Consider the following 14,763-nt stretch of genomic DNA (forward strand, 5'->3'; position numbering starts at 1 on the left):
TTAGCAGAATTACCAGATGGAATAAAATCTACCCATCTTTTTTTGTCTGAGTATCTCACTCCACCCATAACATTAATACGACCTTTTCGTCGGTCTCCTCTTTTATTACTTCTAGTCCCCTTTTTACACCAGTTTTTCCGTCTAATTACTCTTAAACTAAATCCACTTTCGTCCCAAAACCATACCTGCAATAGGTTTGGAGATTCTTTTTCTATTTTTAAATACTCATCTAATTTATCTTTAAATAAACCCCTTTCTACGGCATCTTGCTTATCCTTTAAGCTGTATTTAGCCCAAAGGTAAACATACTTTTTTGATTTTAAAATTCTCCTTACTTGGGTACTACTCAACTCAATTCCCGTCTGCTCTCCTAGATGTATTGCAAGTCTAGCTGTTGTCCATCTTCCGAACTCATAACCATATTTCTCAGGCTCTACTTCAACTGTTTCTAAAAGTAAATTAATGTATTTTTCTGTGGCTTTTCGGTAATTACCCTTCATCCTATTATCTTTAAAGCTGTCTAAATTATCGGGATCACCATGAATGCTCCAGTAGGCAACTTTTCTGAGAGAACATCCAATTAGTTCAGCAGTTTGAGCTTGTGTATTTCCGTTATTTAGTAACAAAAAAATTAAGGCTCTTTGCCGAATGTCTGGATGATCATGCTCTTTTAATACTTGTTGAAGAGTTTCCTTTGTTTCGGAACTTAGAAAATTTTTAGCAGGCATTCACTTTGTCTGAATATCATTATGTTATATTATACCACTATGCGTTTTAAATGCACAACAGCTTACCTGTTCTCAAGTTTATTCACGAACAAAAAATCATTCACCGAGATATCAAGCCTGAGAATATTATGCGCCGTCGCAGCGACGGTGTGTTAATGCTGATTGATTTCGGAGTTTCCAAACAGTTGTCGGGAACAGTGATGTCGAGACTGGGAACACAAGTTGGTACGCATGGTTATACACCGCTTGAACAAATGCAAGGAGGTGAAGCTTATGCAGCCAGCGATTTGTTTAGCTTGGGGGCGACGGCTTTTCATCTACTGACGGGGATATATCCTTCTGATTTGTGGACGGAACACGGTTATAGCTGGACTGGAAATTGGCAGCAACATTTGAAGAGTCCCATAGATAAGCGATTGGAATTGATTTTATCTAAGTTGTTGGCAAAAGATATCCAGCAGCGCTATCAATCAGCCGAGGAAGTTTTAAGAGATTTTCAACGTCAGTCAACACCAAATTTTATACAGACTTTAAAAAGGTTTGACTTTGACCCGGTGACAGTTGATGTGCGGGGTAATATAAGTAGCGGTCAACGCCGTGAAGCACAATTTTTTAGTGAAAATTTAGGTAGCGGTGCAATCTTAGACATGGTAGCAATTCCTGGTGGCAGTTTCGTGATGGGTTCCCCCAATACGGAAGCAGGGCGAAGTAACAATGAAGAGCCGCAGCGTACTGTTAATATCTCTCCTTTTTTTATGGGTAAATATCCCATTACTCAAGAACAGTGGGAAGTAGTGATGGGGAATAACCCTTCTGATATCAAAGGTTTGAAACGTCCTGTAGAACAAGTAAGCTGGAATAATGCTCTGGAATTCTGCCAGAAAATTTCTCAAAAAACCGGCAAGATTTATCGCTTACCTTCGGAAGCCGAATGGGAATATGCTTGTCGCGCCGGAACTACAACGCCTTTCTATTTTGGCGAAACAATTACCCCAAATTTAGTTAATTATGATGGCAATTATCCCTACGGTGCTGCGCCGAAGGGACGTTACCGCAAACAAACAACGGATGTGGGGAGTTTTCCGCCGAATCCGTTTGGTTTGTATGATATGCACGGGAATGTTTGGGAATGGTGCAGCGATAAATGGCACGATAATTATAGTGGCGCACCGACTGACGGAAGTTCTTGGGAAACTGCAACGGATAATAAGCGGGTGCTGCGTGGTGGTTCATGGAACAACCATGCGCTCTATTCCCGTAGTGCCGATCGTGACAGGAATTCGGCGGGCTACAAGTTGAGGAACTGGGGTTTTCGTGTGGCGGTAGCTTCGGTTTCTTCCTCGTCCTAGTTTCCGCGTAGTAGTGGTAGGGTGCGTCGCATTGAACAATCTACAAATCAAATCCACAATCTCGCAGCGACGCACCGCGAGAGTCAGTCAGGTGCGTCGCCATCTCAAACCTGTAAATTCCATCGAATATCCCACAGATCCGCACCCTACAAAAACTGTTGACCTGCTATCATCAAGATAGACGCATCGTAGGAAAACAACCGATGACACTAACAGAATTACTCCCTACCATTAGAAAACTGTCTGCGATCGATAAACGAGAGTTAATCCGTATTCTCATGGCGGAAGAAGATATCAGTGAGAATATTTTTCCTTTGGAACCTTACAAGACTTACTACTTACCAACTCCCTACGATACTTTTGGCGCTGGTGCAGCTTTGATGCAGGCAATGAATCTGGCTAACAGCGACGAAAAGTGAGTATTATGCGATTTCAATACTCTACCAATCACCCCTCTCAAGATGAGTTTGACAGCTTACCGCGCATTCCCTTGATTCTGCGCCACAATAACCAGAGAGTCGAAGTTGTTGGGTTAGTAGACAGCGGTGCAACAGTGAGTGTATTGCCTTACCAAATAGGAATTCAGCTTGGCTTAGTGTGGGATGACAGCAAAGCCATTATTCGACTGGCTGGTAACGTGGGTAATCAACCAGCGATGCCAGTATTTTTCATGGCTGAAATAGGGGAGTTTGCTCCGGTAAGATTAGTATTTGCTTGGGCAAAAAGTGATAGTGTATCATTGATTCTGGGACAGACAAATTTTTTCTTAGAATTTGACGTTCACTTTTATCGTTCTCGGCTTGAGTTTGATATTGAGCTGAAGCGTTAATTTTTACCATAATTTATTGGCACGGTTCACTCCTGTCATACTTATCCTTCAATTCAGTCACAGCCAACTATAGCTACACAATGTGGCTAACGCAGAATTAAGACAATTGACAGAAGATAAAAGTCATATTTTATCTACTTTGTCCTATCCTTTTCAAAATCAAGCAGGTTTGGTTGAGACAGGTTCTTCGTCCCTTTTCTACTTTCGACTGGAAGGGAATATTTGTATCGAAAGTCCTATACAATATAAACAATATCATTCCTAAAATAAATGATTTGCTGTATCAATCCCGATTGCCCCAATCCTCAAAACCCGGACGGGCAAACATATTGCATCAGTTGTGGCCTTCAACTCGTACCCATCCTGCGAAATCGCTTCCGCATGATCAAACTCCTCGGTCAAGGTGGCTTCGGTCGAACCTATTTAGCAGAAGATATTGATAGACTAAATCAACGCTGTGTCGTTAAACAATTAGCACCCGATGTCCAGGGAACTTGGGCGATTAACAAAGCGGTAGAATTATTTCAGCTAGAAGCTAGACAACTACAACAGCTAGGACAACATCCCCAAATTCCCTCCCTTGATGCCTATTTTGAAGACAACAAATATTTGTATCTCGTACAGCAGTTTGTGGATGGGGATAATTTGTTGACGCTTTTCCAAAATCAGGGAATTTTGCAAGAAAGCCAAGTTAAGCAACTATTACTCGAACTTTTACCTGTTCTCAACTTTATTCACGAACAAAAAATTATTCATCGAGATATCAAGCCTGAGAATATTATGCGCCGTCGCAGCGACGGTTTGTTAATGCTGATTGATTTCGGAGTTTCCAAACAATTGTCGGGAACAGTGATATCGCGACAGGGAACGCAAATTGGTTCCCATGGTTATGCACCGCTTGAACAAATGCAAGGCGGTGAAGCTTATGCAGCCAGCGATTTGTTTAGCTTGGGGGCGACGGCTTTTCATCTACTGACGGGGGTACATCCTTATGGTTTGTGGACGGAACACGGTTATAGCTGGACTGGAAATTGGCAGCAATATTTGAAAAGTCCCATAGACAAGGGATTGGAATTGATTTTATCTAAGTTGTTGGCAAAAGATATCCAGCAGCGCTATCAATCAGCCGAGGAAGTTTTAAGAGATTTTCAACGTCAGTCAACACAATCTCCCGCACCGACACCAACTCCCACAATTCCTGTGATTCCACAGCACTCTTTGCCGTTACGAACTAACACAACAAGGCGAGGTTTCTTGCAATTAGCGGGTTTTGCTGGGGGAGGATTTGCATTAGCTGTGCTGGGCCAAAGTTTGTTGAACAACAAAACTTCTTCATCTTCACCAAATCTTCCACCTTCATCCAACAAGGCGGCCCCATCTCCTAAATCATCTCCAAAAACTACAGCCAAAAGTTCATCGCCAAAACCATCTCCACAATCTGTAGCAGAAAGTCCATCGCCAAAACCATCTCCCAAACCATCTCCCAAACCCGCACCAGAAACTCCAAAACCTACGCCATCTTCCAATGCTTTAAAAAGCTTTACTTTTGAAACAGTGACAGTCAACTCAACGGGGCAAATTGCCAACCGCCGTCAAGGAAAAGCACAGGCTTTTATAGAAAATATGGGGAATGGTATTACTCTAGAAATGGTAGCAATTCCTGGTGGCAGTTTCGTGATGGGTTCGCCCGATACGGAAGCCGGACGAAGTAGTTATGAAGGGCCGCAGCGTACCGTGAAGATCCCTACTTTTTTTATGGGTAAATATGAGATAACTCAAGAACAATACCAAGCGGTGATGGGAAATAACCCTTCTGAGTTCAAAGGTGCGAAACTTCCGGTCGAAAAAGTAAGCTGGAATGACGCTGTGGAATTCTGCAAGCGGCTGTCTAAAAAAACAGGCAAGACTTATCGCTTACCTTCAGAAGCGGAATGGGAATATGCTTGCCGCGCCGGAACTAAAACACCTTTCTATTTTGGTGAAACAATTACCCCAGATTTAGTTAATTATAATGGCAATAATCCCTACGCTGGGGCATCGAAGGGACTTTACCGCAAACAAACAACTGATGTCGGGAATTTTTCACCCAATGCTTTTGGACTTTATGATATGCACGGAAATGTTTGGGAATGGTGCAGTCATTCCGACAACGATCAAAGCGATCGCCGGGTGCGGTGTGGCGCTTCCTGGAAGGACTCTGCGGTGAATTGTCGCAGTGCGTATCGTCTTAGCAATTCGGCGGGCGATCGTTACTCGGACATCGGTTTTCGCGTGGCTTTGGTTTCCGCGTAGTCTCGGGTTTTCGCTTCTTTGCTGTAGTCTCCCGCGAGGACTCTTATTTTAAGACTCGGCTGTTTCAACCTGGTTTATAAATATAGTCCTGGACGCATCAAAACCTTCATAACCGGGCTTTTTGCGGTTTCTGCGGTTTGTAGCGCGTCTTCTGGGCCAAAAAACCAGGTTCCTAACCACCCGCGCATAAGTCCTATAATAGTTAAAATATGCCAATGTCACATATTAGGAAGGATAAAAAATATGACCCTCAATCTTCCTCTGCCCCATTCAATTCAAAATTTTATTAACGAACAAGTGGAATCGGAGGCTACAGTAATGCAGCGGAATACATCTTGCATCTAATTCGCCAAGAACAAGCAAGACTCGCGCGGGTTGAGTCGTTATTTTTGGCTGGTTTGGATAGTGGCAATTCTATAGAGATTACCGATGATTGGTGGGAGCAAAAACGCGCTCAGTTGGTGCAGAAACTTGACCGACAGCAGCAATGAATGTAGCATCTCAGCAGTTGCCTAATTTAACGGCAAAAACCAAGTCAGAAGCCCTAGTGATTATAAGTGATTATAGCAGATAGCGGCTTTGTATTCAAAACTAAAACAGAGGGTGGATATGAAACATTCGAGCATCCTGATGGTAGTTTAATTCATATTAGACCCGCTGGTGAAATTGTCCGAACTGGGCCTAAAATAAAAAACGATCGCGGTAAAAGTTACCGCCGCCGATACGACCAGTTTGGCAATCAGATTCAATTCATGGCAGGTTCAAACACCCACAGTACCGGAGAAAATATAATTATATGACTCTTACAGCCGTGAAGCGTAGCTATCCCGTAGGGAATCGCCCTTTAAAACATTTTTGCATAGAAGACTTGAAAAGTGCCGACCTTGCAGGCATTACTCTAATCCCCCAACCTTTAACCTTGCGCTTAGACTTTACATTCGGAACCGGGATTTATGACACTTCCATCGAATTCTATCAACTCGTTCATCAGGTAATCTCTCAACCAGTCAACTCCGACTCAGAAGAGTCTTGCTTCTGGGTGGGTAACGCAGAATTAAGACAATTGACAGAAGATAAGAGTCAAATTTTATCTACTTTGTCCTATCCTTTTCAAAATCAAGCCGGTTTGGTTGAGACAGGTTCTTCGTCCCTTTTCTACTTTCGACTGGAAGGGGATATTTGTATCGAAGTAGTTTGCGGTAGTTACAAAATTTTTCAAGAATTGGAATCGGCGGTTGAAACCGCGTCTACACCAACGTAAACCTGATGGTGCGTGGGTTGAAGCTGTAGGGTGCGTCGCCCGAAACAATCTCCAAGTAAGAGGCCAATCTCATAGCGACGCACCCTACAAAATACGACATTACTTAATACTCTATCGCGCCCAAAATTGACTTTACATGGCCGCACAGATTCCCATGATGATATAGTAGGTCAATCTCACAGAAAAGTCAACCTCGATCGCCCTTAAATTCTAATATTTCAAAAAGCCCATCAAGCAATTTCCTAATTTATTTGCCATTGCACGATCGCCGATCTCTTCATTCTGGCGTTGCGCGGACTTCGTTTGACAATCGCCGCATCCCTCGCCACATCCCTCGCCCGCCCTTAATCAAGGTTAGTATAGAATTTGCGAGCGATCGATACTACAATGCCCTTAAACGCCGCATCGCTTCTGTCTGAAATGCTACACGAGTTGGAAATAATGACAGATCCGTGGCAAGATTAAGGGAATGTTAAGTTATGCGACGCTTTCGCAAACAAGATTTCCCGCTGAAACTGTCCCCCTAACCCACCTTCCCCATTAGGAACCCACCCATCTATGATTCCCAACCATTCCTTCGCGGCTGACGAGCATTCTAGTAAACCCGACAAGCCCGAGGAAGCTTGTGGCGTTTTCGGTATCTACGCACCGGGTGAAGATGTCGCCAAGTTGACCTACTTCGGTTTGTATGCTTTGCAGCACCGCGGTCAGGAATCAGCAGGAATTGCCACCTTTGAAGGTGAAAAAGTCCACCTGCACAAAGATATGGGACTGGTTTCCCAAGTCTTTAACGAATCGAGTTTAGGTCACTTGCCCGGTAACTTAGCAGTAGGCCACACTCGCTACTCTACTACCGGCTCCTCGCGCGTGGTCAACGCTCAACCTGTTGTCGTCCAAACCCGTTTGGGAAGTCTGGCATTAGCACATAACGGGAATCTTGTCAATACTAAAGAATTGCGCGAAGAATTGCTGTCTCGGAAGTGCGAATTTGTCAGTACGACGGATTCAGAGGCGATCGCAGTGGCGATCGGTTCCGAAGTAGACAAGGGCAAAGACTGGCTGGAAGCAGCGATCAGCGCCTTTGGTATGTGCCAAGGAGCCTTTAGTTTGACCATCGCCACCCCCAAAGGCGTGATGGGAGTCCGCGACCCCCAAGGCGTCCGCCCGTTGGTAATTGGCATCCTCCCCACAACTCCGGTACGATACGTTTTAGCATCGGAAACTTGTGGCTTAGATATTATTGGTGCTGAATTTTTGCGGGACGTAGAACCGGGGGAATTAGTTTGGATTACAGAGGAAGGTATGGCTTCCTTCCACTGGAGTCAGCAACAAAAGCGCAAACTTTGCATCTTTGAAATGATCTATTTTGCTCGACCCGACAGCCAAATGGAAGGTGAAAGTTTATACAGCTACCGACTGCGGATCGGGCGTTTGTTGGCAGCAGAATCTCCGGCTGATGCTGATATAGTTATCGGCGTTCCCGATTCTGGAATCCCGGCGGCGATCGGCTTTTCTCAAGCTTCCGGCATTCCTTACGCCGAAGGATTGATTAAAAATCGCTACGTCGGGCGCACTTTTATTCAACCGACTCAGACAATGCGGGAGTCAGGAATCCGCATGAAACTCAACCCTCTCAAAGATGTCTTGGAAGGAAAGCGAGTAATTATTATCGACGATTCGATCGTGCGCGGTACTACCAGTCGCAAAATAGTCAAAGCCTTGCGGGATGCGGGTGCAACAGCAGTTCACATGAGAATTTCCTCGCCGCCGGTGACTCATCCTTGTTTCTACGGGATCGACACCGACAATCAAGATCAGTTGATTGCGGCTACTAAGTCAGTCGCAGAAATTGGCGCCCAAATTGGGGTAGATTCTTTGGCTTTCTTGAGTTGGGATGGAATGCTGAAGGCGACTAACGAAGACCCAATGAGTTTTTGTTCGGCGTGTTTCACTGGTGATTATCCGATCGACGTTCCAGAAATGGTAAAACGGTCTAAGCTCATATTAGAAAAAGCTGGAACCTAAAAAATAAAAAAGCGGGAAAGCGATTGCCCGTCACTTTCCCCAATTTATGGATTTTCAAGTTTTTATGGTAAGTCATTGCCAGAATGTGTGTAGAAATGTTACATTAACTTAGCTTTAGCAGTTCTTGCAGAATTTGTGAACAGTAGTGAACAGTCGGTTGGGTAGAACTTGTGTGAAACCCAACCCTCGGATTGGAGATGGGAGATTGAAGATTGAAGATTGGAGATTGGAGATTTGTGCTTGAATCTAAAATCGCAAATCTAAAATCGATGGTTTTTCCCTACACTCTCGTTCACAATTCTTGCTCGAAACGCTGTATGCTACCTGCAGACTGGAGGTAGTTCCTCCAGATGTCCACTCTCAGATTGAAGTCGCATTTCGCACCAACAACGGGCACAGGAGATTTTTTCAGATAACAGGGTCGATCGCACTAATTTTTCCGACACAAGTATTCGACAAGCCAACTTGCTTGAGAATCGCGGACGGGCTATTCATGCGAACTAAAGAACTTTAGAAACCCTTGCAGAGTAAAAATATGGCTCCTTGCAGGTTGAAACTGACCTCACCTGCATAGGGATACAACCCCCCGACTCATGTCGGGGAGAGCCAAAAAATTTAGATATTAGTTTAAGCCCCCAGATTCATCTGTGGAGTAAATCTAAAATCTAAAATCTAAAATCTAAAATCGATTGACTGTTAAAAGAAGGCGGAATGCGGTTTCTCAAGTCAGCTTAAATCGGAAACTTCGTGCAATCAAATACTGTTCTCAATCCCGCGAGCAATCCAGGCTCATCCTCTCGTACAGCAGAGTTACCTTTTACTCTTCAAGATATCAAGGCAGCCATTCCAGCCCACTGTTTTGAGCCCTCGGCATGGAAATCTCTGGCTTATTTCTTTTTAGATATTGGCATCATCGCAGGTTTATATGCGATCGCCTACACCGTCGATTCCTGGCTTTTTTACCCAATCTTTTGGTTGATGCAGGGAACCATGTTTTGGGCATTGTTTGTAGTGGGCCACGACTGCGGACACGGTTCATTTTCTAAGAGCAAATGGCTCAACAACCTGATCGGACACCTCTCTCACGCTCCAATTCTCGTGCCCTTCCACGGTTGGCGGATTAGTCACAGAACCCACCACGCCAATACAGGCAGCTTAGATAACGATGAAAGCTGGTATCCGGTATCGGAGAGCAAATACAATCAAATGCCTTGGTACGAAAAGCTGGGACGCTTTTATTTGATGTTATTTGCCTATCCAATTTATCTATTTCGCCGATCGCCCGATCGAACTGGTTCTCACTTCATGCCCGGTAGCTCGCTTTTCCGTCCGTCCGAAAAATGGGAGGTGTTGACGAGTTCCGCATCCTTGGTACTGATGGTAGGCTTTTTAGGCGCGCTAACCTATCAGTTTGGTTGGCTGTTTTTACTCAAGTTCTACTTAGTTCCCTATGTAGTGTTCGTGATGTGGCTGGATTTGGTAACATTCCTGCACCACACAGAAGCCGATATTCCTTGGTATCGCGGTAAAGATTGGTCTTTCTTGAAAGGTGCATTGTCTACGATCGATCGCGACTACGGAATCATCAATTCCATCCATCACGACATCGGCACCCACGTAGCCCACCACATTTTCTCGACCATGCCGCACTATCACTTGAAGGAAGCAACGGAAGCCATCAAGCCAGTGTTGGGCGATTATTACCGCAAGTCAACTGAGCCAATTTGGAAAAGCTTTATTCGCTCTTACTGGGATTGTCATTTTGTCTCCGATACAGGTTCTGGAGTTTACTACGAATCACCTAACAGTCGGCGCTCTGCTGAAGTTAAGTAGCTTAAATAAACAATAGAATAAGCAAAAACCCGGCTTTTTAAAGAAACCGGGTTTTTCTTTTTTGTGCGTGTTTGATAATAAGATGTTCCACATTTAGCCTGGATATTGGGGGCGGGCATCTTGCCCGCCCCACAAGAAATTTACAGATTACCTTTGATCCCGATCGCCGTAACAATAGTCCACGCATCTACCAACAGCAACAGCAGCGTACATCCCAGTAAAATAAGATACATCCAAGGCTGCGACAAAGGGCGGACATCTCTAGTATCAATACCTGTTTTTGCTTCCACCAAACCGACTAATTTACCAAACCCAGCCACTCGCATTGGCAACAAATAACCTTCACCCGAATGACTCAAAAAATAGTAAACTAAACCTCCTTGACCGGTCGATCGAGGTTTGAGAGCTTTTACCTCAGTCCAAGGTAGCGACCAACCCTTGCGAAACCAACGCGGAAACCAGTTGGGATATGTGACTTCAATCCCCTCCTCGCTCAAAATTACCCTTTCACTGAGCACGCCGTACAGGCCCACAGCGCCGACAAAGATTGCCGCCCAGAGGCCCGCCGGGGGAACCGGTGCTTTTGTTACTTCCGACAAAAACGGCAAGGGAATTGTCAGGGCTGTGTACAAGCTCAACAGCGTGATTCTAATCAGGGGAGAAAGCCGGAATACCGCCGGCTCAAATACTGGGGCCGAAGATGGGGAAGAAGCAAGAGGTTGTGCTGACATGGCTGAAATTCGAGAAGCTGTTTAATGATATTTTTGCACAGTTGCCGAACCCGCCAACCAAACTCAGGGAAATAGGAAAAACCGGACAATATTTGCCGTCGGGAGTTTTGATCTAAAATTCATTTCACAAACTTTGATTCTTAAGTGTTGAGTTTTTAAGGCTTTGTTGAAGTTGGAATTTTGAGCGCGGAGTTATCAATTCACTGACAATTTATAACTCAAAACTCACAACTTCAATTAATCAACGGCCGTTAGTGCCGGTACAGTCAGAGGTTCTGAGATTTCTCGGGATTTGGGGCGGCCAGTCATTGCTGCTCGATCGCCCTGAACTGCCTCTCGCGATCTGCTAGGATTGACGTTTGAATAGGGGCCTTCGTTAATCTGCAAGCGATCGCAAGGAATTTTATCCGACAAAATTGCACTGGCCATCATCCCGGTGTGAATTTCCAATGCTGCAGCGGGCATCGCTTCAAACACTAAGCGCTGTCCGGGAAACACCACTCGTTCAAAGTACCAGTTAGGAATGTTGGCGATGCGAGCAATCTGAATCTGACTGGTGGCGTTAACGTAGCAGCACAGAATCTTGCTGTCGGTGTCTGAGGGTACGGGGTCAAGAATTTGAGCCATAACTGCTGAGGGAGCCTTGCCTAAAAGTTTTAGTTATCTTCTCAGGCTAACACTAGGTGATCCCGCCTACTGTAAAGCCGACTACCAACTCCCTAATACATGAGAGACCGATCGAACTTAAATTAAAATCTAACCGGATAAATATCGGATTTTTGACTCCCCGCTGGGATTTTCATTCAAAATACGCTGTATTGACTTAAAAATTAGCTTTTTTCTGCTGCTCTCGCCGATCGACACCAACAAGCTCGGCCTTGAACCCAATAGAAAAATTTAAGAATATTTAATGTCAAATTGCGAAAATTAGACATATTGTAAAGTTATATTAAAAGAATATTAACATAGCTGAAAAAGTTCCACTTTAGGATATGGCAATCATGGAAAACCGAGAAAACCGAGTCCTGTACGTTCGCCTCCCCTGCAATCCTATTTTCCCGATCGGAGTTGTGTATCTTTCGGATCACGTACACAAGCTGTTTCCCGATGTCGAACAGCGCATTTTCGATTTAGGTGCCGTACCCCCCCTGGATTTCGCTAAAGCTTTGGATGCCAGCATAGACGAGTTTAAGCCGACGCTGCTGGTTTTCTCTTGGCGGGACATTCAAATTTATGCGCCCGTGGGCGGCAGGGGCGGCAATCCGTTGCAAAATGCCTTCGAGTTTTACTACGCCAAAAATCCGCTGATCAAGTTCCGGGGAGCCCTCGGAGGACTGCGTTTAGCCACGTCTTACTACACCGAACTCTGGCGCAATTTGGGACTGATTAAGCGCGGATTGAAGCGGGCCCGGAAATACCGCCCCGAAGCTCGTGCAGTGGTCGGAGGCGGTGCTGTGAGCGTGTTTTACGAACAGTTGGGCCGCAGTTTGCCGGCGGGGACTGTGGTTTCGGTGGGGGAAGGCGAAGCTTTGCTGGAGAAGTTGATTAAAGGCGAAGATTTGGCCGAGGAAAGGTGTTATGTCGTGGGAGAAACTGTGCCGCGCGCGAAGCTAATTCACGAAAAGCCAGCCAACATTGAGAAAACTGCCTGCGATTACAATTACATCGAAACGATTTGGCCCGAGTTTTCCTATTATCTACAAGATATGGACTTCTACGTCGGAGTCCAAACCAAGCGCGGCTGTCCTCATAATTGCTGTTACTGCATTTATACCGTGATTGAAGGGAAACAAGTGCGGATCAATCCGGCGGATGAGGTGGTGGCGGAGATTCGGCAATTGTACGATCGAGGTATCCGCAATTTCTGGTTTACCGACGCTCAATTTATCCCCGCACGCAAATTCATCGATGATGCGATCGAATTATTGCAAAAAATCATCGCCGCCGGCATGACTGACATACACTGGGCTGCTTACATCCGTGCGGACAATCTCACACCCGAGTTGTGTGATTTGATGGTAAAAACGGGGATGAATTACTTTGAAATCGGCATCACCAGCGGTTCCCAGGAACTGGTTCGCAAAATGCGGATGGGCTATAACTTGCGAGTAGTTTTGGAAAATTGTCGCGATTTAAAAGCAGCCGGTTACAACGATGTGGTTTCCGTGAATTACTCGTTTAACGTCATTGACGAAACCTTTGAAACTATCCGGCAAACTATTGCTTATCACCGAGAATTAGAGCGAATTTTCGGAGTAGATAAAGTAGAACCAGCTATTTTCTTTATCGGGTTGCAGCCACACACAATTTTGGAAGAATACGCCTTTAAAAAGGATATTCTGCAACCTGGTTACGATCCGATGAGTTTGATGCCTTGGACAGCGCGCAAGTTGCTGTGGAATCCCGAACCTTTGGGTTCGTTTTTCGGGCAAATTTGTTTAGAAGCTTGGCAGCGTAATTCCAATGATTTCGGCCGTGAAGTGATGGCTATTTTGGAGGAAAAACTCGGCTGTGCGGATTTGGAAGAAGCATTAACCGCGCCAGTGGAAATTAAAGACAAACAGTTGGCAGCAGTTAATTAATTACCAGGTTCCCCGTCAGGACGACGGTTCTTTTCAACAGGGGAAATGGGAGTAAAAATGTATCTTCTGTTTCCCTTTTTTTATTCATATTATGTCCGGTCGATTACCCTAATACGGTAGGAGTTCCCCTCACCAAAAATATCTGCCCATAATTGACAATCTCAAAAACCAGCCCTTTTAATCTCGGTCACTCGATCGGACATGATATCACTAAATAGCTAAGCGCAAATAAACATTACCCTGTAAAAGAGTCAGTTAGCGATCGCCTGGGCGTCTAGAAACCTGGTTTCTAGGAAAATCAAAGGTTTAGTAACGAGAAATATATGAAGAAACCCGGTTTCTCAAATCAGCGTGAACAAGTCATAAAACCTTAAAAATGTCCTAAATGCAAGAGATTGCTTTCCTGCGAGCGCATTGACATACTTATGTATTTTTACTGGTGTAGCGTGCACAGTTCGCACCTTACTTAAATCGGCCCTGTACCGTGTCCCCTGCACATCTCACCTTTGACATTAAATATTATTAATATCCAGCAAGGATCGCTTAAGATGTAATTATATAGTTAAAACCAGGAGTGACAAGATGTTTTATAAAGAGAGAGTTAAGGGCATTAAAGGAGTAGTTCTAGTTATGGCAGGCATTAGTGCGATCTGCTTTTTGACTGCCTCAGCAGAAGCAACTGCACTAAATCAACCGATTGACAAAGTTCGGGCGATCGCACCCAACAGTTTGGGCAATAATCAACCGCTGCAAATTGCTCAAGTTGAGGGATGTCCGAGGGCCCAAATGGTGCAATTTTTCGCAACGCCCAACTTTTCTATATACATTTGCAAAACCCAGGAAGGCGATATTTTTTACCGCGGCCTCAGCAAGATAAATGGCAGCCAAATCAATGTCATGCAAGTAACGACAGGTGATGACGGAACTTATGAAGCGACTAACGGCAATATTATCTATTCGATTAACCCCCAACGCCTACAAGTCCGGCAAAATGGTAAGGTAATTTTGACTGAAGGTGTGATCAAGTAACACTAATTGTTATTTAATCATAAATTCACTAAATTCAGGGTGTATTTTATTTAAGTGAAAAATTCAAGAGTCGCCAAAACATATTGATTCCTTAATTATCAAAG

The 14,763-nt window shown here is 44.6% G+C and carries 14 protein-coding genes; 11 read left to right on the forward strand and 3 right to left on the reverse strand.

Annotated features, from left to right (window positions below; all coding sequences use genetic code 11):
- The coding region (locus QUA03_RS17690; RefSeq protein ID WP_333213541.1) for an IS630 family transposase at positions 1-728 on the reverse strand (728 nt) is incomplete at its 3' end.
- A 50-nt stretch (positions 729-778) separates the two neighbouring features.
- Between QUA03_RS17690 and QUA03_RS17695 the strand changes: the two genes are divergently transcribed.
- The 9 genes from QUA03_RS17695 to QUA03_RS17735 all read left to right on the forward strand — a co-directional run bounded on the left by QUA03_RS17695 (position 779) and on the right by QUA03_RS17735 (position 10,317).
- Positions 779-2,077 (forward strand): bifunctional serine/threonine-protein kinase/formylglycine-generating enzyme family protein, encoded by a 1,299-nt coding sequence (locus QUA03_RS17695; RefSeq protein ID WP_333213542.1) that lies wholly within the window; start codon positions 779-781, stop codon positions 2,075-2,077.
- Between the two features lie 203 nt (positions 2,078-2,280).
- Positions 2,281-2,496, forward strand: coding sequence for a hypothetical protein (locus tag QUA03_RS17700; protein WP_333106499.1), 216 nt, complete (start codon positions 2,281-2,283; stop codon positions 2,494-2,496).
- Positions 2,497-2,501: 5 nt separating this feature from the next.
- Positions 2,502-2,906, forward strand: coding sequence for a hypothetical protein (locus tag QUA03_RS17705; protein ID WP_333106498.1), 405 nt, complete (start codon positions 2,502-2,504; stop codon positions 2,904-2,906).
- Between the two features lie 270 nt (positions 2,907-3,176).
- Positions 3,177-5,198 (forward strand): bifunctional serine/threonine-protein kinase/formylglycine-generating enzyme family protein, encoded by a 2,022-nt coding sequence (locus QUA03_RS17710; protein WP_333213543.1) that lies wholly within the window; start codon positions 3,177-3,179, stop codon positions 5,196-5,198.
- 335 nt (positions 5,199-5,533) lie between these two features.
- Complete coding sequence (locus tag QUA03_RS17715; RefSeq protein WP_333213545.1) at positions 5,534-5,689, forward strand: hypothetical protein; 156 nt, start codon at positions 5,534-5,536, stop codon at positions 5,687-5,689.
- Positions 5,690-5,755: 66 nt separating this feature from the next.
- Positions 5,756-5,998, forward strand: coding sequence for a hypothetical protein (locus QUA03_RS17720; protein WP_333213547.1), 243 nt, complete (start codon positions 5,756-5,758; stop codon positions 5,996-5,998).
- Positions 5,995-6,459 (forward strand): hypothetical protein, encoded by a 465-nt coding sequence (locus QUA03_RS17725; protein WP_333213549.1) that lies wholly within the window; start codon positions 5,995-5,997, stop codon positions 6,457-6,459. Before QUA03_RS17720 ends, QUA03_RS17725 begins: the two co-directional genes overlap by 4 nt.
- Before the next feature lie 558 nt (positions 6,460-7,017).
- Positions 7,018-8,484 carry an amidophosphoribosyltransferase gene (gene purF, locus QUA03_RS17730; protein WP_333213551.1) on the forward strand — a complete coding sequence of 489 codons (1,467 nt, stop codon included), beginning with the start codon at positions 7,018-7,020 and terminating at the stop codon, positions 8,482-8,484.
- Positions 8,485-9,231: 747 nt separating this feature from the next.
- Positions 9,232-10,317 carry a DUF3474 domain-containing protein gene (locus QUA03_RS17735; protein ID WP_333213553.1) on the forward strand — a complete coding sequence of 362 codons (1,086 nt, stop codon included), beginning with the start codon at positions 9,232-9,234 and terminating at the stop codon, positions 10,315-10,317.
- A gap of 140 nt (positions 10,318-10,457) precedes the next feature.
- Here the strand turns inward: QUA03_RS17735 and QUA03_RS17740 are convergent, their stop codons facing one another.
- Together QUA03_RS17740 and QUA03_RS17745 are read right to left on the reverse strand one after the other, a co-directional pair.
- Positions 10,458-11,048, reverse strand: coding sequence for a hypothetical protein (locus QUA03_RS17740; protein ID WP_333213555.1), 591 nt, complete (start codon positions 11,046-11,048; stop codon positions 10,458-10,460).
- 237 nt (positions 11,049-11,285) lie between these two features.
- Positions 11,286-11,675: a DUF1830 domain-containing protein gene (locus QUA03_RS17745; RefSeq protein WP_333213557.1), complete on the reverse strand. Its 390-nt coding sequence runs from the start codon at positions 11,673-11,675 to the stop codon at positions 11,286-11,288.
- Positions 11,676-12,049: 374 nt separating this feature from the next.
- On the opposite strand from QUA03_RS17745, the gene QUA03_RS17750 reads away from it, so the two are divergent.
- Together QUA03_RS17750 and QUA03_RS17755 are read left to right on the forward strand one after the other, a co-directional pair.
- Positions 12,050-13,630, forward strand: a complete 1,581-nt coding sequence (locus QUA03_RS17750; RefSeq protein WP_333213559.1) for a photosystem II high light acclimation radical SAM protein — start codon at positions 12,050-12,052, stop codon at positions 13,628-13,630.
- Positions 13,631-14,212: 582 nt separating this feature from the next.
- A complete protein-coding gene (locus QUA03_RS17755; RefSeq protein ID WP_333213561.1) occupies positions 14,213-14,659 on the forward strand; it encodes a hypothetical protein in 447 nt (148 codons plus the stop codon).
- Positions 14,660-14,763 lie beyond the last annotated feature (104 nt).

Source organism: Microcoleus sp. S36b_A4 (genome assembly GCF_036700645.1).
Classification (GTDB): Bacteria; Cyanobacteriota; Cyanobacteriia; order Cyanobacteriales; family Microcoleaceae; genus Microcoleus.

Excerpts from the sequence above, each read along its gene's own strand:
- QUA03_RS17695 (WP_333213542.1), top strand. The coding sequence starts at position 779 with ATGCACAACAGCTTACCTGTTCTCAAGTTTATTCACGAACAAAAAATC.
- QUA03_RS17700 (WP_333106499.1), top strand. The coding sequence starts at position 2,281 with ATGACACTAACAGAATTACTCCCTACCATTAGAAAACTGTCTGCGATC.
- QUA03_RS17705 (WP_333106498.1), top strand. The coding sequence starts at position 2,502 with ATGCGATTTCAATACTCTACCAATCACCCCTCTCAAGATGAGTTTGAC.
- QUA03_RS17710 (WP_333213543.1), top strand. The coding sequence starts at position 3,177 with ATGATTTGCTGTATCAATCCCGATTGCCCCAATCCTCAAAACCCGGAC.
- QUA03_RS17725 (WP_333213549.1), top strand. The coding sequence starts at position 5,995 with ATGACTCTTACAGCCGTGAAGCGTAGCTATCCCGTAGGGAATCGCCCT.
- purF (WP_333213551.1), top strand. The coding sequence starts at position 7,018 with ATGATTCCCAACCATTCCTTCGCGGCTGACGAGCATTCTAGTAAACCC.
- QUA03_RS17740 (WP_333213555.1), bottom strand. The coding sequence starts at position 11,048 with ATGTCAGCACAACCTCTTGCTTCTTCCCCATCTTCGGCCCCAGTATTT.
- QUA03_RS17745 (WP_333213557.1), bottom strand. The coding sequence starts at position 11,675 with ATGGCTCAAATTCTTGACCCCGTACCCTCAGACACCGACAGCAAGATT.
- QUA03_RS17750 (WP_333213559.1), top strand. The coding sequence starts at position 12,050 with ATGGAAAACCGAGAAAACCGAGTCCTGTACGTTCGCCTCCCCTGCAAT.
- QUA03_RS17755 (WP_333213561.1), top strand. The coding sequence starts at position 14,213 with ATGTTTTATAAAGAGAGAGTTAAGGGCATTAAAGGAGTAGTTCTAGTT.